Here is a 20706-nt window from a genome sequence, read left to right as displayed (position 1 = left end):
TGTGGGGGACACCGCAGGGCACGACCCGGAGGTGTGTGCGGCACCGGCGGACGAACCGGCACAGGGCAGCAAACCAGCCGTACGGAACGCGTCGTCGTTCCCTGACGCGTTCCATACGGGTGGTTCGGAACTTTGACGCGGCTTTGACGGCGGCGTCACGCGGGCGAGACCAACGGTTGGCCGAAACGTTTCCCGCAGGCGGTGCACCCTGGCCGGAAAGGTCGTGGTCAATCCTCTTCGCGAGGCTTGCGGCGGTGCAGAAACCGGCCATGAGCGGCTTCGGCATGGGTGACGACGTAGACGTCGATGTCGTCACCGGAGCCCTCGATGATGGTCTCGCCGGTGCCACGACCGAAGAGGCCCTTGAGACGGCTGCGGCGGGTGGCGCCGATGACGATCTGGCTGGCGTTGACCTGCCGGGCGAACGCCAGGATCGCCTGCGCCGGGTCACCAGCGGTCACCGTGTGCCAAACCCCGCCGAGACTCTCCACCAGCGCGCGCTGGCGGGCCAGCAGCTGCGGGGGTGCACCGGCCAGGCCGTCGTCGCGTGCGACGTGAACGGCCAGGAACTCGCCTCCGGCACCGCGGGAGGCGGTGCGTTTGGCCCGGCGGATCAGGGTGTCGCCCTCAGGCCCGCCGGACAGCGCGACCAGGACGCGTTCCCGCGTGCTCCATGGCTGCTGGATGCCGTGGTCATGGCGGTAGCGCAGGAGGGCCTCCTCAACCCGGTCGGCGGCCCAGAGCAGGGCGAGCTCGCGCAGGGCGGTCAGGTTGCCGGCGCGGAAGAAGTTCGCGAGCGCCGCGTCGACCTTCTCCGGCGGGTAGACGTTGCCGTGCGCCATCCGCCTGCGCAGGGCCTCGGCCGACATGTCGACCAGCTCGATCTGGTCGGCGCGGCGCACCACGTCGTCCGGGATCGTCTCGCGCTGGCGGATGCCGGTGATCTGCTCGACCACGTCGTTCAGCGACTCCAGGTGCTGGATGTTGACGGTGGAGATGACGTCGATCCCGGCCTCCAGCAGTTCCTCGACGTCCTGCCAGCGCTTCTCGTGCCGGCAGCCGGGCACATTGGTGTGCGCGAGCTCGTCGACGAGGGCGACCTGGGGGCGGCGGGCCAGTACGGTGTCGAGGTCCATCTCGGTGAAGGAGCAGCCCCGGTACGACAGGGTCCGGCGGGGCACGGTCTCCAGGCCCTCGGCCATCCGGCGGGTCAGCGGCCGACCGTAGTCCTCCATGAAGGCGATCACCACGTCCGTGCCGCGTGCAGCACGCCGTTGGCCCTCGGAGAGCATGTCGTACGTCTTGCCGACCCCGGGAGCGGCTCCGAGGTAGACCCGCAGCTGGCCGCGAGGCACCACCGCCGTCCTTCCCAGCCGCCCGGCACGTGCACCGATGCGGCCCGATCGCATTCTGGGGCGGAGCCCCGGGAGCAGAGCACCTTCGCCTTCCATGGTCGTCCGCGTTCCCGGGTGGACAACCACGGCACAGGACCTGCAAAGTGTGGGCCGGTGCGCTGCCGCCCGCCGCGTTGTCGACGCGGACGGACCGTAGGAAGCCGCGCTCATCGGGGGAATCGGACAAACGGAGGACCTCCATGCGCCCTCGGTGGGTGTACGGGCTGTTCAGTGCGGCCTGTGCCGTCTTCTTCGTCGCGGCCGCTGTCGTGGGCGGCCTCGCCGATGAGCACCGGGTGGGCTGGCTGTCCACAGGCTGTGTCTTTCCCGCCGGATTCTCGCTCGGGGGCGGTCTGCTCATGTTCGGCAGGGCCGTTCTGCCAGAAGGGCGGCTGCGTCGGCAGATGTTCCGTGTCCCGCCACCAGTGGACCGCGGCGAGTGACCGGTTGCCGGGCACGGGTCGTGGCGGTCGCGCCTGTTCGCGCCAGCCGCACTACCGTGATGTGTGAATATGTCCTGCCGCTCCCCGCTAATGTCCCGATAAGATGACCGCAGGTGTGCCGGGAAGTCTGGTCGGCTCGGGGGACGACCGCGGCGATCGGGCGGCGGTGACCCCGCTCGTCGTGATGAGGTCTTCACCCCGATGCACGTAGTGGGGATCGTTCTCGTCCTGGTGGTTCTGGCCACCGCCGTGGCCACCTTCGCCGGGCGCCTGCGCGTGCCCGCACCCTCGCTGCTCGTCCTGACAGGTGTCGGAGTGGCGCTGATACCCGGTGTCCCCGCGCTGCACGTCCCGCCGCAGATCATCGGCATGGTGGTCCTGCCGCCGCTGCTCTACGCCTCCGCAGAGGAGCTGTCGCTGCGGGACCTGCGCATGGTGTGGCGTCCGGTGACCATCCTCTCCTTCGGCCTGGTCTTCGCCTCCGCCGCCGCCGTCGGCTTCACGGCCGTCGCCGTCGCCGGGCTGCCGCCCGCGATGGCCTTCGTCCTCGGCGCCGTGCTCTCCAGCACCGACCCCGTGGCCGTCACGGCGCTCGGCCGACGCCTCGCCCTGCCCGGACGCGTCCAGGTCCTGGTGCAGGCGGAGAGCCTGTTCAACGACGCCACCTCGCTCGTGCTGTTCAAGGTGGCCGTCGGCATCGCCGTGGCCGTCGGCGCCTCGGTGAGCGTGCCTGCGGCCGGCGGGGAGTTCCTGCTGCTCGGCGGCGGCGGCAGCCTGGTCGGCGCCGCCGTCGCAGGCCTGGTATGGCTGGTGCGCCGCCGCACCACCGACCCGGTGCTGGAAACCGTGATCGCGCTGGTCACCCCGTACGCCGCCTACGTTCTGGCCGAGTCCGTGCACACCTCCGGCGTCACCTCGGTGGTCGTCGCGGGCGTGCTGCTCGGCCGCTCCGGCCACCGGCTCACCGACGCCCACATCCGCCTCCAGCTGGGCGCCGTCTACGCGGTCGTGGTGTTCCTGCTGGAGAGCGTCGTCTTCTCGATCGTCGGCCTGGAACTGCCCACCCTGGTCCGCGACCTGCCCGCCGGCACCGGCCTGTGGCCGCTGCAGGCCCTCGCGCTCGCCGCCGTCCTGATCGCGGTGCGCGTGCTGTCCACGCTGCCGCTGACCAGTGCGGTCAAGCCCACTCAGGGGCGACTGTCCTGGCGGGTCGCCGGGGTGGTCACCTGGGCCGGCACCCGGGGCGTCATGCCGTTGGCCGCCGCCCTGTCCATCCCGCTGGTCGCCGACGATGGCACCAAGCTCGCGGGACGGCCCCTGGTCCTGGTGCTGACCACCGCCGTTGTCGTGTTCACCCTGGTCGTCCAGGGCCTCACCCTCGCCGCCGTCGTCAACCGCTCCGGACTCGCCCTCGAACCCGAACACACCGCCCGCGAGGAGGACGACGCCCGAGACGCCCTCAACCACGCCGCCCTCGACCACGTCGAGCACCTGGCCACGCTGGAGGTCATGCCCAAGACCGCCGTCGACCGCGTCCGCCGCGGCCTCACCGCCCGTCTCGACCGCACCCCCGAAACCCCCGACGGCACCACCGCCGACGCCGCCTACCGGCAACTGCGCCACGAGGTCATCGCCGTCCAGAGCACCGAACTCCACCGCCTCTACGACGAGCACCGCATCAGCGACACCACCCGCCGCCGCCTCCAGCACGACCTCGACCGCGAGGAAGCCGCCCTCGGCACCCCGTGACCCGCCCGCCAGCCGTCCGCAGGGGAGGTTCAGCGGCGTCGCCGCGGTGGGAACACCCCGGTGAGCGTCGCGCACACGGCCGCCCCGAACAGGAGCCCGCCCCACGGTGCCGCACCACCAGGACGCTGCGTCACCAGGCCGCAGACGAAGAGGCCGATCCCCCCACACACGAGGAAGAGAACGAAGGCGCGAAGCGCGGACCGCCACCGGTGGCGGGCTATCTCTGAGGTCACGAAAGGGATTATCCCCAGGAAGCGGCAGGCTAGGGAGCCGGGCAGATGTGTATGCCGCGGACCCGACACCGTCCTGCGGCTCCTCACCGTGCACGGCTCTCGCACCGAGTCGGTCGGCGAATGGTGGGGATCAGGCCGGTACGAGACCACGGCCCATCACGCCGCCGCCCGGGCCGCAGAAAACGACCGCCTCCCGGCAGCCCTCCCCGACGCCGAGCGGCTCGCAGACACAGTCGCCTGCCACCCCGATATGACGACGACGCATTCGCATGGCTTACCAAGGCCGTCTTCGAGGAGGAGTCCCTCCGACGTGATGCCCTGCTGCCAGTCCGCGCCGCGCTCACGTTCCAGACTGGGCAGTACAGGACTTGCCTGCCTCCTCCAGCCGGACACCGACAAGAGGAACCCGACCGCACTCACCCCAGCGGCTCGGAAGCGGCCGATTGGCAGTCGGGTATGAAGGCCTGACGCCGGACGGCTCACGCTGCCTTACCGAAGCGGTGACCACAGAGGAACCGGCCTGGCTGGCCACCTCAGCGTCCGCCCGGTCGAGTGCGGAGGCCAAGGCGACGACGGCGTCGTCGGCGGAGTCCTTGAGGAGGTGGCCATAGAGGTCGACGGTGATGGCGAGGTTGGAGTGGCGCAGGGTTTTGGAGACGACGGCGAGGGGGATGCCGGCGGCGATCATGATGCTGGCGGCGGTGTGCCGAAGATCATGCAGGCCGATGCGGGGTAGGCCGAGTTCGGAGGTGCGTTTGCGGAGCTGGTCGAGGACCCACTGGGGGCGCAGGGGTTCGCCGTCCGGGCGGGCGAAGACCAGGCCTTCGAGCCGGCCGTCGGGGTGGGCGGCCATCTGGAGGGCGGCCTGGCGGTGGAGGGCGGCCATGACTCTGGGGGAGAGGCTGATCCAGGCGCGGCTGGCTTCGGTCTTGGGCTCGCTGAGGTGGATCTTGCCGTTGTTTACAGCGGTCAGGGTCCAGCGGATGTACAGCTGGCGGTCCATGAGGTGCACGTCCGACCAGTGCAGGGCGAGGGCCTCGCCGCGGCGCATGCCGGTGCCGAGCATGACCTCGAACAGGTCGGTGAGCCGGTCGGCGTAGTGCTCCGCGTTGTGCCGCAGGAACGCCGCGGCCTGGTCGGGGGTCCAGCAGACGCGTACGGCGGCGCGGGGCTTGGCGGGTACGGAGTGCTTGGCCGGGTTGTAGCGCAGCCGCCACGTCCGCACCGCGTGGTTCAGGGCGTTGCGAAGCATCGCCACCGTGTGGTGAACGGTGGTGCGCCCGCGGCCGGCGGCGAGCTGCGCGCTCACCCAGGCGTCGATGTGCTTGGGCCGCAGGTCGACGAGCAGCATGCCGCCGAACGCCGGGACCAGGTCACGCTCGATGCACGCCCGATAGCCCGCCCAGGTGTTGGGAGCCAGCGCCGGCCGCTTCGCCTCCAGCCACTCGTACAGGAACAGCCCGACGCGCAGCGTCCGGTCCTCGTACACACCCCGGTACTCGGCATCCAACACCCGCGCCATCTCCCTCGCCGCCTCCGCCCGACTGGCGAACCCGCCCCGCCGCCGAGTCCGGCGCTTGCCATCCTCCCGGGCCAGATCCACCGCGTACGTCCACCGGCCATGCGCGGTATCGGCGGCCAGTCGCGGACACCACGAACCCAACTGCTTCCCGCTGTTGCCGTCCTTGCACCCGCACCGCCGATACACCCTGCCCCGCTTGGGACGCTGCGCCATGGGACTCCTCCTTGAACCAAGTGGTGACGGTGTGTCCAGAGTTGCGGGAGTGGTGGGTGTGGCGGCAGAGCGTGCCGGGCGGGGCGTGGAGCACGGGCAAGATCGACCGATCGGGACACGCGCCAGCGACACACCGCGAGGGTGATCACGGAGCACGCTCGGTGGGTAGGGCAGCTTGATCGCGCAGCATCGGCCTGCGCGGGGTCGCTGCTCGGAAGAATGGTCGCGGACCGGGAGAAAGCGGTCTGTTGGTCGGCCGTGGGCTGTTGGGCTTGTACAACCCGGAGCCGCGCGGTGCGGTGGCGCCGAGCTTTGGACCAGTCTGCGGAATGCGCTACGGCGAGTGCCGAGAATTCCGCGAGCCCCGCAGAGAATGGGTGAGGTCGGGATTTGCGGTGGCCCTCTTCTGGTTGACTTTCAGCTCGGGTCAGATTGATTTCGCTCCTCGATGTTGGGCCTCTGCCAGTGACGTTCTGGGCGATCCGAGGCGATCGCTGGATCCTCGGTTGATCCGGTCAGTCCAGCTTCTGCGCCACCGCGTCGAATGCGGCCGGGGCCTCGGCCATGGCGATGTGAGGCAAATCACTCCTGATCTCCCGGTCGCTCACTGCCTCTCACGCGCCTCTCACGGACTGGGCGTCATGAAGTGCCATCAGGCGTCATGCGTGGCGGACGAGGTAGGCCCTGACCTGCGGGATTCGGACTGACGAACACTAGCCGGACACCCATTCGACCGCTGGGGGTCAAGGGGTCGCAGGTTCAAATCCTGTCGTCCCGACCAGCGTTTTCGGGCTCTCCTGCTTGATGTGTGGGTCAGGCTGTCGCGGGTTGGCGTCCAGGGAGGGTGGGGCGAGGGCCCGCCAGGGTGAGCATGACCAGGGCGATGACGGCGTCTGCGGAGTGGAAGCCGAAGCCTCGGCGGATGATCAGTCGGGTCTTGGTGTTGGTGGACTCGATCAGTCCGTTGGACAGGCCGGTGATCAACGCGGAGCGGATGGCGTCCTGGACGGTCCAGATCTGCCGTTCTGCTGCGGCGGGCCGTGGGATGACGGTCGGGCGTGCCGGGTTGTAGGGGAGCCGATGGTGTCGGACGGCGTCGCCGAGGGCGCTGGAAAGTGTCGCGAGGCAGCGGTGGACGGTCACCTGGCCGCGTCCGGCGTCGAGTTGGGTGTGGACGAAGGCGGCGATGTGCGGGTAGCCGAGATCGTCGAGCCTGACCTGGCCGAAGGCGGGGATCAGATCGTTGGTGACGTAGTCGCGGTAGCGAACGTAGGTAGTGGGCTTGAGGGTGAGCTTCTTGTCCGTGAGCCAGGCGGTGAGGTAGTCGGCGATGGTCTGGTTGGGATCGGCGTTGAAGCCGCCGGCTTGCCCTTCGATCATCCGGCGCAGGGCGGTCCGGGCGGCCTCGGGGGTGGGGTAGCCGCCGCGGCGGACGATGTTGCGGTGCCGGTCGGGGGAGGGGAGGTGGAGGGAGAAGGTCCAGGTGCCGTGATCGGGGTCGGTGGCGAGCTTGGGGCAGCTGGCTCCGAGCTGCTTGCCGTTGTGGTCGCGGCAGCCGCACCGGCGGAAGACGTGCCCGGTGTGGGCTGCGGAACGCATGGTGATCGCCCCCAAAGGAGGTCGTGCGAATTTGCCATGCTCATGCTCTCGCGCTGCGGACCGAAGGTCGAGCGATGTCGCACTCACCCCGCTCTCACCAGGGCACGCAAAGGAGGTCTGACCTGCGGCGATCCCTTGTCGTGGCGACAAGTGCGTCGTTGTGGAATTCGCGGTCGCCGGTCGCCCATGCGGCCGGGATCCCGGTGCGCGTTGCTTGATCCCCTTCTTCTCCCTCTGCGAGCATCACAGCCTGCCGTTCTTCGGCACCGCCTACGTCGGCTACGTCGCCCACGGACACATCCTCGGCCTGTCCAAACTCACCCGGCTGCTGCGCCTGTACGCCCGCCGCTTCTCCGTACAAGAGCGCATCGGCCAGCAGCTCGCGGACGCCCTCGAGCGCATCCTGCAACCGCACGGCGTCGCCGTACACCTCGAAGCAGTCCACCTGTGCACGCAGATGCGCGGCGTCCGCGAGATCGAGTCCAGCACCCGCACCACCTACTGGCGCGGCAACTACGACACCGAAGACCAACTCCGCGTCGAATTCTTCGAACTGTGCGGAAGCCTGCGCGCGCAGCCGCTCCCGCACCCTGCCTGTAAGCGAACTTCGTCACCTCCCTCGACGGGGTGGTCGTCCTCGGCCCCGAACACCCCTCCTCCGGCCCCGCCAAAAGCGGGCGCCAGCCCTCGGACCGCTTCGTCATGGGTCTGCTGCGGGCCTGCGCCGACGCCGTGATCATCGGAGCCGGAACGTTGCGTGCTTCACCCCGCCACCGCTGGACACCCCAGCACGTCTATCCGACTGCCGCAGCCGACTTCGCCGAGCTCCGCTGCCACCGCGGCGCCGAACCGGAACTCGTCGTGGTCACCGCACACGGCTCCATCCCGACCGGCCACCCGGTGCTCCAGGCCGGAGCCGTCATCGCCACCACGCCGAAAGGAGCTAAAGCCCTGCAGGGACGCCTCCCGCCGTCCTGCTCGACCCTGATCATCGGCGACGGACCCATCCTGCAGGTGAGCGACGCTCTCGACGCCGTCCACGCCCGAGGACACACCGCGCTGCTCACCGAGGGAGGCCCTCACCTGGTCGGGCAGCTCGTCGCGGAGAACCTGCTGAACGAGCTCTTCCTGACCCTCGCTCCCGTGCCCGTCGGCCGCGCAGGCGGGCCCCGCCCCGGCCTGATCGCCGGGCAGGAGCTGCTGCCCGCGCGACACCACGTTGCGGACCTCCTCAGCGTACGGCGGGACGCCTCCTTCCTGTTCCTGCGCTACCGGTTCCGGCAGGCCCGCCGCTACGACACCATGCCCGGGGCCGAATGAAGCGAGCACGGATGCGCAGCGCGGTCGTCTCGGCCGTGGTGGACATTGGCGGAGCGGGCTGGCGGAGCGACGCTGAAAGAACCCCACGCTCATCACAACCGGGCAGCTCCCCGGCGGCGTCTCGGCTCCTGCCGCCCGCGCTGCGGCCAAGGGAGGAGGCACAGATGTCGGCCACCGATCGATACCTGAAGAACAACGAGGAGTACGCCGACCGCTTCCCCGGCCCGCTTCCAGGGCCGCCGTCGGAACAGGTTGCCGTCGTCGCCTGCATGGACTCACGCATGGACATCTACGCCATCCTCGGCCTGCGCCCGGGCGAAGCGAATGTGATCCGCAACGCCGGCGGAGTCATCACCGACGACGAGATCCGCTCCCTCGCGATCAGCCAGCGGTTCCTGGGAACGCGCGAGATCATCCTCATCCACCACACCGACTGCCCGCTGCTCAACATCAGCGATGACGTGTTCAAGAAGCAGATCCAGTCCGAGGCGGGGATCAGACCGCACTGGCCAGTGGAGAGCTTCCAGGACTTGGAGATCGATGTCCGGCGATCGATCTGGCGGGTCAAGAGCAGCGCGTTCCTGCAGCACCGCGACGCCGTCCGAGGCTTCATCTACGACGTCACCACTGGACGGCTGACCGAAGTGGCTCAGCCCACATCGCCGGTGCACTGAGCTGAGCCGGCCCGATCAGTGGAGAGGGACACACAGCGGCTGCGGACATCCGAATCGAATCCCTGGGCGATCACGAGTATCTCGTGCGGTTCCCCGCGGCTGGCGAGGAGGTCACCTCCCGCTTCCAGGTGACCGAGGCCATCGTCGACCAGCTGAACATTCCGGGCGCCGATGAGACGCGGATCGTGCAGGAGACCGCCGTGTTCCTCGCCGAACGGCAGCCGGTGATCGACATCCCGCCGATGATCGACCTCGATGACGTCGCTGCCGCCTACGGCGACGACTACGTCACGGAACTCAGCCGCCGCCTCAAGCCCCACGCCGACGTGGCGCTGCGAGGCCCGTCGTCCCAGTGAGTCACCCAGAAGCCCAGGCCGATGCGAACAGGGCGAGCGCGGTGACCGAGGCGCGCGCCATCGCCCGGCACCCTGCATCGTGGCGATTCGGCTGGTGCAGGAGATGCGCCAGCCCGCAGCCCACGTTCCGGGGGTCACCTCCTACGGCTCACCGCGCGTGACCTCCGAACTGCGGGAGGCCGGCGTTCGGGTCAACGAGAAGAAGATCGCCCGCGTGTCCCCTGTCCTTGTTCGGTGTGTGAACCGCGCCCTAGGGTTGACGGTCATGGAGCTCACCCCTCGCCTGCTGGAGCAGTTCGTTGTACTCGCCGAGGAGCAGCATTTCGGGCATGCCGCCCGGCGCTTGTCGATGAGTCAGCCACCACTCAGTCAGGCGATCCAGCGCCTGGAACGCGGCCTTGGAGTGCTGTTGCTCGAGCGCACCAGCAGGGGAGTGCGGCTGACGGTGGCCGGGGCGGCCTTCGCGGCCGACGCCAAGCGGATGCTGGAGGCGCAGGAGGCCGCGGTGGCTCGGGTCCGTCGGATATCCAAGGGCGTCGAGGGCACGGTTCGGCTCGGCTACGTGAGCAGTCTGGGGTACTGGCACCTGCCCCGGTTGCTCGCGATGGCCGCCCGGGAGTTGCCGGGCGTGCGGTTGGATGTCCGTCAGCGGTCGTCCGCCGAGCTGTGCGAGCAGGTCCGGCAAGGGGTGGCGGACCTGGCGCTGGTCCGGCTGCCGGTCTCCGACCTGGCGGGTCTGGAGGTGCGGGAGGCGGCCGAGGAGAGCACCGTGCTGGCCGTCCCGTGCGACCATCCACTCGCCGGGGCCGGGTCGGTGCCGCTCGCCCGGCTGCGGGACGAGGAGTTCGTGACCGCCGCGCAGCCGGCCATGCCCCGGATCCGGGCGCTGATCGAGGACGCCTGTCGCAAGGCCGGTTTCGAGTTGCGCACCCGTGCCCAGGCCGAGGACCTGACCAGCATGCTCGGCTACACCGCGGCCGGGGTGTGCGTCTGCTTCGTCCCGGAGCGGGTCGCGGCGCTCGGTCACCCGATGATCCGCTTCGTCGCGATCGAGGGCGGCGACCGGTTGGTGACCACGGTCGCGGCGCTGAGCCGTCCGAAAGCCGATCCGGCCGTCGCCACCCTGCTGGAGCTGATGGAGCGCCACCGCCCCGAGATCGAGGGCCCCGCAACGGTGCACCCGCAGGAGGAGGCCGACGCGCCGGACTGTGGTCACCAGATGAGCTCCGATGCGCCCAGCGGCTCGGCGGTGCGGGACAGGCGCGGTGCCAGCGTGGCGTAGCGCACCTGGGTCGGCAGGTAGCACACTTCTCCGAACGGTCCCCGCACGGTGACCAGTTCGGCCTGGTCGTGCGCCGGGTCGGGGGCGGGCAGCTCGACCACGTCCGCGCGCTGGAGCAGCCCGAGGTCCTGCACCCACATGCAGACCTTCGCCAGGTCGACGTGCACCCGGTAGCTGCCGCCCTCCCGGGCCCGGCGGCGCAGCGCTTCCAGCGCGCCCGCGGCGCCGAGCACCGCGGCTAGGTAGTCGTTCAGCAGGTAGGTCGGGGGCAGCCGGGGAGCGTCGAACGAGCCCTCCTCGGCTGCCAAACCCGTGGCGGCGGAGGCCAGTTGGTCGAAGCCGCCGCGTGCCGCCCACGGCCCTTCGGTTCCCCAGCCGAGGAAGTCCAGCACGACCAGTCCGGGCCGCTGCTCGGCCAGTGCCGCCGGGCCGAAGCCCTTGGCGTCCAGACCCAGGTAGTTGCAGACGTAGAGGTCGGTGCCGGCCAGCACGGACCGGAAGGCGGCGGCCTGGGCCGGGTCGAGCAGGTCGCAGAAGGCGGCTCGCTTGCCGATGCCGGTCTCGACGATCATCCCGGTCGGGTCCGGATGGTCGGGCGAGGACATGTGCAGCACGTCGGCGCCCAGTTCGGCGGCGATCCGCGCGCCGATCGGGCCGGCGATCACATGGGTGTTGTCCAACACCCGCACCCCGGCCAGCGGCAGGTCCCGGTCCGCCGCGCCGGACAGCTTCGGCGGGAACGCCGAGAACGGCTCCGGCGCGCTCTCCCCGATCTTCTCGATCCGGATCAGTGGGCCGTCCTGCAGCAGCCGCCCCTGTGGATGCCGCTGCCATTCCTCTCGGGTGCGCACTGCGATCGCGGTGCCGCCCCGGGTGCAGATGGCCTCCTCCAGTTCCAGCGCGTCCCACTGGGCGATGGCGGCGGCGATCCGCTCGCGGTCCGGCGGGCAGTCCAGTACCCGGCAGGCGGTGTCACGCAGGTGCGGGTAGGAGAGGAGTACGTAGACGAACCGGCCGTCGGCTGCCCGGTAGAAGTCACTGTTGCCGAGCAGGTTGGGGTCCTCCTGCAAGCGATGGACCGGCACGCCCCGCATCCGGGTGAAGAACACCGCCATCAGCTGGCGCACCGCCGCCGTCACCGAGACGGTCACGTCCTGCGCCGCGCCGCCGCGCTCCCGGTGGAGCGCGGCGGCCTCGGTGCCCAGGGCGGCCAGGGCAGCCGCCGCGGCGTCGCCGATCCGGTGCACCGAAGGCGTCACCGGGTCAGCCCCCTCGATCCTCACGGTGCCGCCCGTGTCCGCCGCCGTGATCCCCAACTCGCGGTACAGGCCCTCCAGGGCCCGGTGCGCCGCACTGGTCCGCTGTGCCTGACCGATTGCCATGTCCGACTCTCCTTCCGGAGATGACGAGCCGCGTGTGCCGCGGCGGCCGACCCGGTCGGGCGGCCTCCACCAGAACAGCCGGTCCGGCGCCGCACCGTCCAATACGGATTCCCCGAATCACCGATATCCGCGCCCATATGACCCGAGCCGGCGCCGCGTGAATATCCTCCGCCCTATCGATCCGGCGCCCAACTCGTATTGGACGGTGCCGATTCCCCGCGGGTTTCCTGGATTGCGGAACGAGGCAACGCGGCGCCGGCCGCCCGCCCTTCACCCGACATTTCAGGAGGTACCAGCAGATGCCCCAGGAGCCCAGCGGTCCGTCCGGGCGAGGACTCCTCGCCGGAGTCCGCGTCGTCGAACTGGCCAGCGTGATCATGGCCCCGTACGCCGCCCAGCAGCTCGGCGACCTGGGCGCGGACGTGATCAAGGTTGAGCCGCCGACCGGTGACATGACCCGCCACTACCCGCCGCTGCGCCACCCCGGTATGGGCGGCGCCGCGCTCAACCTGAACCGCAACAAGCGCAGCGTCGCCATCGACCTCAAGGCCCCGCACGGCCGCGACGCCCTGCTCGCCCTGCTGCGGACCGCCGACGTCTTCATCACCAACCTGCGCCCGCAGGCCCTGACCCGGCTGCGCCTGGACTACGCCGAGGTCGCGGCCGTCAATCCCGGCCTGATCTACGCCAACGCACAGGGCTTCCGCAGCGACAGCAACCACGGCACCCACGCCGCCTACGACGACATCATCCAGGCGACCAGCGGTCTGGTCTGGCTCAACCACCAGGTCTCCGGCCAGCCGCACTACGTACCGACCGTGCTGGCCGACAAGATCTGCGGCATGCAGATCGCCCAGTCGGTGCTGGCCGCGCTGCACTACCGGGAACACGGCGGCACCGGTCAGCACATCGAGGTCCCGATGGTCGACACCATGCTCGCCTTCAACCTGGTCGAGCACCTGGGCGCGGCCAGCCTGGAGCCCGACGGCGCGTTCGGCTCGACCCGCTCGCTCAGCCCCGAGCGCCGTGCCCAGCGCACTGCCGACGGCTGGATGTGCATCCTGCCGCAGAGCGACCGCAACTGGCGGGACTTCACCGCCTTCGTCGCCCGTCCCGAACTGGCCGACGACCCTCGCTTCGCGACCGGTCCCGACCGGGCCCACCACGCCGACGACCTCTACCGGCTGATGGCGGAACTGACGCCGAACCACACCAGCGCCCAATGGCAGGAGTTCTGCGATCGGGTCGGCATCGCCGCCGCCCCGGTGCTCGACCTGGAGTCCGCCGCCACCACCGCCTACGCCCGAGAGGGGGGCCTGCTCTACGAGGCCGACCACCCCACCGAGGGCCGCTACCGGGTCATCGGCCGCCCGGTCCGCTACTCGGCCGACCCCGAACCGCCGCTGCGGCCCTGCCCGGCCATCGGCCAGCACACCGACGAGGTCCTCGGCCAGGCCGGCTTCGACCCCGCGCTGCTGCACTCCGCCAACTGACCCGATCCACTGGATTTCCCGAGACTGAATCCCCATCGACCATTCCGGAGCGAACCATGCCCACGGCGACAATTTCCCCGCTCGGACTTCCCGAGGCCGTCCTGCCCGAATCGGCCCGGCAGCTGCGCCTCGATGTACGCGACTTCCTCGACGAGGAGCGCGCCCGGGGTACCGTGCTCGGCCGCCCCGACTCCTGGCTGGCCGGCTGGGACCCCGCGTTCACCCGCCGCCTCGCCGAACGCGGCTGGGTCGGCATGGCGCTGCCCACCGAGTACGGCGGTGCCGGGCGCGGTTTCCTGGAGCGCTACGTGGTGATCGAGGAACTCCTGGCCGCCGGCGCCCCGGTCAGCGCGCACTGGGTATCGGACCGGCAGGCCGGCCCGTCCATCCTGCAGCACGGCACCGAGGAGCAGCGCCGCTTCTTCCTGCCCCGGATCGCCGCCGGTAAGTGCTTCTTCTCCATCGGGATGAGCGAGAAGAGCAGCGGCTCCGACCTCGCCTCCGTCCGCACCCGCGCCGAACGCACCGCAGACGGGTGGCGGCTGACCGGCACCAAGATGTGGACCGGCGGCGCCCACGCCAACGACTACGCCATCGTGCTGGCCCGCACCGAGGAAGCCGAGGACAAGCACGCCGGCCTGAGCCAGTTCATCGTGGACCTGCGCGCCCCGGGCGTGCGGATCGAGCCGATCCACCTGATGAGCGGAGAGCACCGCTTCAACGCCTTCCACCTGGAGGGCGTCCACGTCCCGGACGCCATGCTCCTCGGACAGCAGGGCGACGGCTGGAAGCAGGTCACCGGCGAACTCGCCTTCGAACGCAGCGGGCCGGAGCGCTACCTGTCCACCTTCCCCCTGCTGGTCTCCCTGCTGCGCGAGCTCGGCCAGCGCGCCATGACCGCCGAACAGCTCACCCAGGTCGGCATCCTGACCGCCCGCCTGCACAGCATCCGCCAGCTCTCCCTCGGCGTTGCCGCTGCACTGGACGCCGGCGCCTCGCTCGATACCCAGGCCGCCCTGGTCAAGGACCTCGGCACCCGCCTGGAGGGCGCGCTGGTCGATTCCGTCCGCAGCATCCTGCCCACCCCGGCCGACCCGCACGCCACCCCCGGCAGCCACGCCGAACTGCTCGCCTTCGCCCTGCTGCACAGCCCCGGCTACACCCTGCGCGGCGGCACCAACGAAATCCTTCGCAGCATCATCACTCGTGGACTGGAGCAGCACTGATGAACACCCACACCATCGACACCAGCACCCCCGCCATCCCCGCCGACGACTACGACACCACCGCCTTCTTCGCCGACCCGGACGCCATCGCCACCGTCACCAACACCACCGACTCCCAGACCGTGCCCCTCCCCACCCCGGACGCCAGCACCGCCGAACTCCTCGCCGCCGTCCATGAAGCCGGCCGCCGCACCGTCCCCGCCCCGTTCGCCGAGACCGCCCTGGTCGCCCGCCCACTGCTGCGCCGTGCCGGCCTGTCGGTGCCCGAGGGTCCGCTCACCTACGCCATCGCCCCCCAACTGACGATCCGCCACGCGCACCCGGCCGCCTCGGCCGTCGGCTCGGCCGGCAGCGCGGGCGAGGACGACACCCTGCTGGTCGCCGGGACCCTGCGCCGCGTCCCCTGGGCCCGCACCGCGACCGCCGTGGTAGTGCTCGCCAACGCCCCCTTCGGCCCGGTCCTGTTCACCCTCACCCCGGACCAGGCAGTCCTCGCCCCAGGCGCCAACTTGGCCGAGGAAGCGCGCGATGACCTGCACCTCGCCAGCGTCGAGATCCCCGCCGCGCGGGTCCGCCGGATTCCCCGCGAGCTCCTCGAGGAGGCCGAGTTGCGGGCGGCCCTGGCCCGGGCGGCCCTGATCGCCGGAGCCGGCCAGCGCTGTGTCGAGCTGACGGTCGCGCACACCACCGCGCGCACCCAGTTCGGCCGCCCGCTCAGCCGCTTCCAGGCCGTCAAGCAGGAGGAAGCGAAGCTGATCGAGGAAGCCGCGCTGGTCCGCGCCGCCGTCCAGGCCGCCGTCGCCCCGCTGGACGCCGGCACTGAGGCCGCCCGGTTCGCCATCGCCGGCGCGAAGACCCAGGCATCCGCCTCGGCTGCCGAGATCGCCCGGATCGCCCACCAGTTGCACGGTGCCATCGGCATCACCAAGCTCCACCCGCTCCACCTCGCCACCACCCGCCTGTGGTCCTGGCGCGACGAGGACGGCGACGAGACCACCTGGGCCGCTGGTCTGGCCCGCACCCTCACCGCCGACACCCTCTGGGCCGCGCTCACCAGCACCCCCTGACCCGATGTCAGCGGTCGTCTACCGCCGCGCCGGCGAGATGGACCGCGCCACCTGGCCCGGTCCGTCAAAGCCACCGCCCTCTGGCCCGCCCTCACCGCCGAGCCCTGCTCCCTCGTCCCATCGCCTCCGCCGCCGACCGGCCCGACCTGGTCGGTGACGGAGCAGCGCGGTATCCGTACGGTTCGACGTCCCGATCCCCAGTAGCCCTCGGAAGATAGGGTTCCGTCCATGGAGTTCCAGGTCCTCGGCCCCGTGTCGGTCAGCGGGAGCGATGGGCCGTTGCCGCTCGGGCCCGCCAAGCGGCGCAGCCTGCTCGCGATGCTGTTGCTGCGGGCCAATGTCGCGGTCTCCGTCGACACACTCACCGAGGCGCTGTGGGACGACGAACCCCCCCTGCACGCCCGCACCGTGATCCAAGGCCATGTCTCTCGCCTGCGGGCACTGTTGGCGGGCGTTGACGCATCGGCGTACGGCGTCGAGCTGAGCACGCGCGGCTCCGCGTACCACCTGGAACTGCCGGAGACGCTGCTCGACGCCCACCGCTTCGAGGGTCTTGTGGCGCTCGCCCGCCGTGCCACCGACCCCGGTGACAGGGCCGCGCTGCTCACCGAGGCGCTCGACCTGTGGCAGGGCCCCGCGCTGGCCGGCGCCTACCCGTCGCCGCTGCTTCGCTCCGCCGCGCACACCTTGGACGAGGCGCGGCTCGCAGCGGTCGAGCTGCTCGCCGACACGTACGTCGTGGGCGGTGAACACGAGCGCGCTGTCCAGCTGTTGCGGCCGGAGACCGGGGCCCATCCGCTGCGCGAGCCGCTGGCCGCCCGGCTGGTCGAGGCGCTGCACCACGCGGGGCGTTCCTCGGAGGCCCTGGACGCCTACCACCGCGCCCGCCAGGTCCTCGCCGACGAGCTCGGCGTCGCTCCGGGCGCCGAGCTGACCGCCGCCTTCACCCTCGCCCTCGGCCCCGACCGCGCCCCCGTGGCCCGGGCCGATGCGCCCCAACCAGCCCTGGAACCAGTTCAGTTCCGGCCCAACCTGCTGCCTCGTACCCCGCGCGGATTCCACGGCCGCACCGCCGAGAGCGCCGCGCTGACCGCGGCCGCGGCCGGACCTGACGGGTCGGTCGTCGTGGTCACCGGGCCCGCCGGGGTCGGAAAGACCGCACTGGCCGTGCACTGGGCGGCCGGCCGGCGCTCCGACTTCCCCGATGGGACGCTCTACGCCGATCTGCGCGGGTTCAGCGACACCTCGGACCCCGAACCGGCCGAGCTGCTGCGGGAGTTCCTCGTCGCTCTCGACGTTCCATCGCGCCGGATGCCCGAGTCGGCGGACGCCGCCGGTGCCCTGTTCCGCTCGCTCACCGCCGAACTGCGTCTGCTCGTCGTCCTCGACAACGCCCGTACCTCCGCCCAGGTGCGCCCGCTGCTGCCCACGGGACCCGGCTGCGTCACCGTCGTCACCAGCCGTGCCCGCCTCGCCGGTCTCGTCGCCTCCGACGCCGCCCGCGTCCTCGCCCTCGACGTCCTCGCCACCGACGACAGCATGGCCCTGCTCACCCGTCTCCTCGGCGAGCGCCGCACCGCCGCCGAGCCCCAAGCGGCCCGCCGTACGGCCGAGTTGTGCGGTGGGCTGCCGCTCGCGCTGCGGGTCGCCGCCGCTCGGCTCGTGGAACTTCCCGCCCTCGGCCTCGCCTCCCTCGCCGACCGGCTCGCCGACGAGCGCCAGCGGCTCGCGCTGCTCGCCGTCGAGGACATCGGCGTCGCCTCTGCGCTGCGGCTCACCACCGCCCACCTCCCCGCCGATGCAGCGCAGCTGTTCACCGCGCTCGGCCATCACCCGGGCACACACGTCGACCGGTTCAGCGCCGCCGCGCTCGCCGGCACGACCCCGCCGGATGCGGCCCGCGCCCTCGACTGCCTGGTCGCCGCGCACCTGCTCACCGAGACCGCCCCCGGCTGCTACGTCCTGCACGATCTGGTCCGGCTCTATGCGCGTGGCCGGAGCCATGACCCGGCCGCCCGCACCGCGGCCCGGCTGCGCCTGTACGACCACTGCGTGGCGACCGCGCTGTCCGCGTCCGAGGCCGCGGAACCGGGCGGGGAGCCCGCCTTCGTACAGCCTCATGACTTTCAACAGCCGCCCGCAGTACGGGACTTCACCAGCCGCGAGGAGGCGCTCGGCTGGTTCGCCGCCGAGCGCGACGACCTCGCCCTGATCGCCGCTGCGGCCCGCGCCGAGGACCGGCCCGAGCGGGCCTGGCGGATCGCCGTGACCCAGTGGCCGCTCGTGGTCTGGCGGGTCCTCGCCGACTGGGCGCCCACCCTGGAGGCCGCCCTCGCCGACGCCCGCGCCTGCGCCGACCCCTATGCAGAGGCCCGCGTCCTGACCCTGCTCGGCTGGGTGCTCGCCGAGGAGGGCCGCACCGCCGAGGCCGTCCGGCACCTGCGCGTCGCGCCCGAACTCGCGGCCCGCGCAGGCGACGTACTCGGCGAGGCCACCGCCCTGGTCAACCTCGCCGCGGCTCTCCCCGACGACGAAGCCGGCGCCGCCGAAACGGCCTGCACCCGAGCCCTCGCCCTCGCCACCGAGGCCGACGACGCGCACACCCGGATGCTCGCGCTCCAGCACCTGGCCCGCATCCACCTCGGCGCGGGCCGCCACCGGCAGGCGTACGAGGCGGCCGAGGTGGCGCTCGGCCTCGGCCCCGAGCACGAGGCGGTCGCCCGGCGCGTGCTCCTGCGTACCTGGCAGGGTGAGGCGCTGGCCGGGCTCGGTGACACCATGGCCGGGCGGCGCTGCCTCGCACAGGCTGCGCTTGAGGCCGAGCAGACCGGCTACGACGTGGGCGCCGTCACCGCGCTCGACGCCCTGCTGCACATCGCCGACCAGGACGAACTGCCCGAACTGCGGCGCCGGCACGCGGCGGCACACTCCAGGATCCGGGAGCGTTAGCCGGGCGTTAGCGCCGCCGCCGCGCTCGTTAGTGATCTGCCAGCGCGCCGCAACATCCTCTTTCGTGTAAGGGGAAACGACCTCGTGCAGGATCGCGACCCACGAACGAGAACCGGGGGAACCAGCCATGCGCACCACCACCCGTCCCGCCCTGCTCGCCGTCGGCGCCGTCGCGACGCTCGCCCTGTCCCTGACCGCCTGCAACGACGGCAGCGGCACGCAGGACAGCGCCGTCGGCACCAGCGCATCATCAGCCGCCCCGTCGGGTGCCACCTCGGCCCCGGCCTCGGCGCCGGCCACGCACTCGGCCTCGGCGCCGTCCGGGGGCAGGACGAGCACGAGCGGTGGTGGCAGCTCGTCCTCCGGCACTGGCGGGGGCGGCGTCATCGCGGCCTGCACGACCAAGAACACCTCGGTGACGTTCCTCCAGTCCTCGGGCCACGCCAGTGACGCGCAGGCCGCCGCCGCCACCCTCAAGATCACCAACAGCTCGGGTGCCCCCTGCACCATCGTCGGCCCGACGACCGTGGTCGCCAACGACGACCAGGGCAAGGCGAGCCCGGTCTCGGGGGACAACTCCAACGACGGCTCGGACGCGGTCGACGTCCCGGCGGGCGCCGCGGTGGTGGCGGACGTGCTGTACAACGACGTGAACAGCGAGGCCACCACGTCGGCCCGTTACACCTGCCCGGTGCAGGCGTCCCACGTCAAGGTCGCGCTGCCCAAGGACGTGGGCACCACGGTGAACGTGATGAAGGCGAACGGCTCGCCTGGCGGCGTCTTCAGCGTCTGCGGCACCGACTTCAAGGTCGGAGCCTTCGCGGCACGGTAGAGCGTGGCGCGGCCCCGTGCGTTCGCACAATCCTGGACATGACGGCGTGGACCAGGAGCAGGTCCAGGTACTGCCGTCGGCGGTGTGAACGGTTGAGCTGCCCCAGGGCCGGCAGCGGAGGGAAAACGCGATCTTATGCGTGGCGGAATCATGCCCCCAGGTCACGATCGCGATCCGCAGTTCCTCGCGGGTGGCCCGCACCAGGCGGTCGAGGACGTTCTTCTGCAGCAGACTGAAGAACGACTCCACAGCCGCGTTGCCGCACGGACAAGCAAGCCACCGCTTGACGGCCCACTGCCCTGTTCCTTGGGTCAGAAAGGGCCACAGTCAATGAGGACATCCTGAGAACCGCAGTTCACGGGGGCTGGCGTGGATTGGAGGCGGGGTGTTCGGGCTGGTCGGGGGCGTGATCGCGGTCGGGTGCTCGTCCGTCAGCGGGAGATCTCCGCGTTCGTCAGCACGAGCAGGGCCCGCAGGAGCACGGTCGCGTGCCGGACGTTCATCCGGACCTTGGCCAAGATCCTCCAGTTCTTCAGGTCGGCGAAGCCGTGCTCGTTCGCCGCTCGTTCGCGGCGAGGTCGCGCTCGACGCAGGTCGCGTAGCCGGCGTACGTGTTCGGCGCGAGGTGCGGTTTCCTGGTGGCGAGCCACTCGCGCAGGTAGCTGGCGACCGTCGTGCGACGGTTCTCGTAGACCCCGCGCAGCTCACCGTCCAGTACGGCAGCCATCTCCCGGGCGGCCTCGGCACGGCTGCCGAAGCCGCCCCGGCGGCGGACCCGCCGCCTGCCCTCCTCACGCGCGAGATCGACGGCGTACGTCCACGTCCCGTGCTTGAGGTCCCCGGCCAGCCGCGGACACCACGGCCCCAGCTGCTTCCTGCTCGAATTCAACCAGCCGTCGCAACACAGGCTCTGACCGGCGACTTTAGCCGACTGTCGAGGGCTTCAGCAGGTGTTCTCCAGCCGAGGGTCTT

The 20706-nt window shown here is 71.2% G+C and carries 14 protein-coding genes and 4 pseudogenes; 11 read left to right on the top strand and 7 right to left on the bottom strand.

The window, feature by feature from the left end; all coding sequences use genetic code 11:
- Window positions 1–227: 227 nt before the first annotated feature.
- Entirely contained in the window at window positions 228–1355 is a 1128-nt protein-coding gene (locus tag ACIG5E_RS31735; protein ID WP_396539280.1) for a universal stress protein, read from the bottom strand.
- A 683-nt stretch (window positions 1356–2038) separates the two neighbouring features.
- On the opposite strand from ACIG5E_RS31735, the gene ACIG5E_RS31730 reads away from it, so the two are divergent.
- Complete coding sequence (locus tag ACIG5E_RS31730; protein ID WP_396539278.1) at window positions 2039–3586, top strand: Na+/H+ antiporter; 1548 nt, start codon at window positions 2039–2041, stop codon at window positions 3584–3586.
- A 573-nt stretch (window positions 3587–4159) separates the two neighbouring features.
- Here ACIG5E_RS31730 and ACIG5E_RS31725 read toward each other — a convergent pair.
- The 4 genes and pseudogenes from ACIG5E_RS31725 to ACIG5E_RS31710 all read right to left on the bottom strand — a co-directional run.
- Complete coding sequence (locus ACIG5E_RS31725; RefSeq protein ID WP_396539369.1) at window positions 4160–5332, bottom strand: tyrosine-type recombinase/integrase; 1173 nt, start codon at window positions 5330–5332, stop codon at window positions 4160–4162.
- A 9-nt stretch (window positions 5333–5341) separates the two neighbouring features.
- A pseudogene (locus ACIG5E_RS31720) lies at window positions 5342–5554 on the bottom strand (Arm DNA-binding domain-containing protein); the annotation flags it as partial.
- Between the two features lie 813 nt (window positions 5555–6367).
- Window positions 6368–6697: a transposase gene (locus ACIG5E_RS31715; RefSeq protein WP_396539367.1), complete on the bottom strand. Its 330-nt coding sequence runs from the start codon at window positions 6695–6697 to the stop codon at window positions 6368–6370.
- Between the two features lie 42 nt (window positions 6698–6739).
- Window positions 6740–6934 (bottom strand): annotated as a pseudogene (locus ACIG5E_RS31710) (N-terminal phage integrase SAM-like domain-containing protein); the annotation flags it as partial.
- Between the two features lie 379 nt (window positions 6935–7313).
- Here ACIG5E_RS31710 and folE point away from each other — a divergent pair.
- The 5 genes and pseudogenes from folE to ACIG5E_RS31685 all read left to right on the top strand — a co-directional run.
- Window positions 7314–7652: pseudogene (gene folE / locus ACIG5E_RS31705) on the top strand (GTP cyclohydrolase I); the annotation flags it as partial.
- Between the two features lie 116 nt (window positions 7653–7768).
- Window positions 7769–8473, top strand: a pseudogene (locus ACIG5E_RS31700) (RibD family protein); the annotation flags it as partial.
- A gap of 164 nt (window positions 8474–8637) precedes the next feature.
- Window positions 8638–9147, top strand: coding sequence for a beta-class carbonic anhydrase (locus tag ACIG5E_RS31695; protein WP_396539276.1), 510 nt, complete (start codon window positions 8638–8640; stop codon window positions 9145–9147).
- An 83-nt stretch (window positions 9148–9230) separates the two neighbouring features.
- Window positions 9231–9503, top strand: coding sequence for a hypothetical protein (locus ACIG5E_RS31690; RefSeq protein WP_396539274.1), 273 nt, complete (start codon window positions 9231–9233; stop codon window positions 9501–9503).
- Between the two features lie 265 nt (window positions 9504–9768).
- Window positions 9769–10785, top strand: a complete 1017-nt coding sequence (locus ACIG5E_RS31685) for a LysR family transcriptional regulator (protein WP_396539272.1) — start codon at window positions 9769–9771, stop codon at window positions 10783–10785.
- On the opposite strand, the gene ACIG5E_RS31680 is transcribed toward ACIG5E_RS31685, so the two are convergent.
- Complete coding sequence (locus ACIG5E_RS31680; RefSeq protein ID WP_396539270.1) at window positions 10716–12167, bottom strand: CoA transferase; 1452 nt, start codon at window positions 12165–12167, stop codon at window positions 10716–10718. The genes ACIG5E_RS31685 and ACIG5E_RS31680 overlap by 70 nt on opposite strands.
- Before the next feature lie 299 nt (window positions 12168–12466).
- Between ACIG5E_RS31680 and ACIG5E_RS31675 the strand changes: the two genes are divergently transcribed.
- The 5 genes from ACIG5E_RS31675 (at window position 12467) to ACIG5E_RS31655 (ending at window position 19734) form a co-directional block, all read left to right on the top strand.
- On the top strand, window positions 12467–13660 hold the full coding sequence (locus ACIG5E_RS31675) for a CaiB/BaiF CoA transferase family protein (RefSeq protein ID WP_396539268.1): 1194 nt from the start codon (window positions 12467–12469) through the stop codon (window positions 13658–13660).
- Window positions 13661–13716: 56 nt separating this feature from the next.
- On the top strand, window positions 13717–14886 hold the full coding sequence (locus ACIG5E_RS31670; RefSeq protein WP_396539266.1) for an acyl-CoA dehydrogenase family protein: 1170 nt from the start codon (window positions 13717–13719) through the stop codon (window positions 14884–14886).
- The gene (locus ACIG5E_RS31665) at window positions 14886–15953 is read left to right on the top strand and encodes an acyl-CoA dehydrogenase family protein (protein WP_396539264.1); all 1068 of its coding nucleotides are present in this window, start codon (window positions 14886–14888) and stop codon (window positions 15951–15953) included. Before ACIG5E_RS31670 ends, ACIG5E_RS31665 begins: the two co-directional genes overlap by 1 nt.
- A 228-nt stretch (window positions 15954–16181) precedes the next feature.
- Window positions 16182–18902, top strand: coding sequence for a BTAD domain-containing putative transcriptional regulator (locus tag ACIG5E_RS31660; RefSeq protein ID WP_396539262.1), 2721 nt, complete (start codon window positions 16182–16184; stop codon window positions 18900–18902).
- Window positions 18903–19029: 127 nt separating this feature from the next.
- On the top strand, window positions 19030–19734 hold the full coding sequence (locus ACIG5E_RS31655) for a DUF4232 domain-containing protein (RefSeq protein WP_396539260.1): 705 nt from the start codon (window positions 19030–19032) through the stop codon (window positions 19732–19734).
- Window positions 19735–20266: 532 nt separating this feature from the next.
- Here ACIG5E_RS31655 and ACIG5E_RS31650 read toward each other — a convergent pair.
- On the bottom strand, window positions 20267–20623 hold the full coding sequence (locus ACIG5E_RS31650; protein ID WP_396539258.1) for a hypothetical protein: 357 nt from the start codon (window positions 20621–20623) through the stop codon (window positions 20267–20269).
- Window positions 20624–20706 lie beyond the last annotated feature (83 nt).

It is taken from the genome of Kitasatospora sp. NPDC053057 (assembly GCF_044546945.1).
Lineage (GTDB): Bacteria > Actinomycetota > Actinomycetes > Streptomycetales > Streptomycetaceae > Kitasatospora.
The sequence above is the reverse complement of the archived record's forward strand: the minus strand, read 5'-3'. Positions and strand labels throughout refer to the sequence as shown.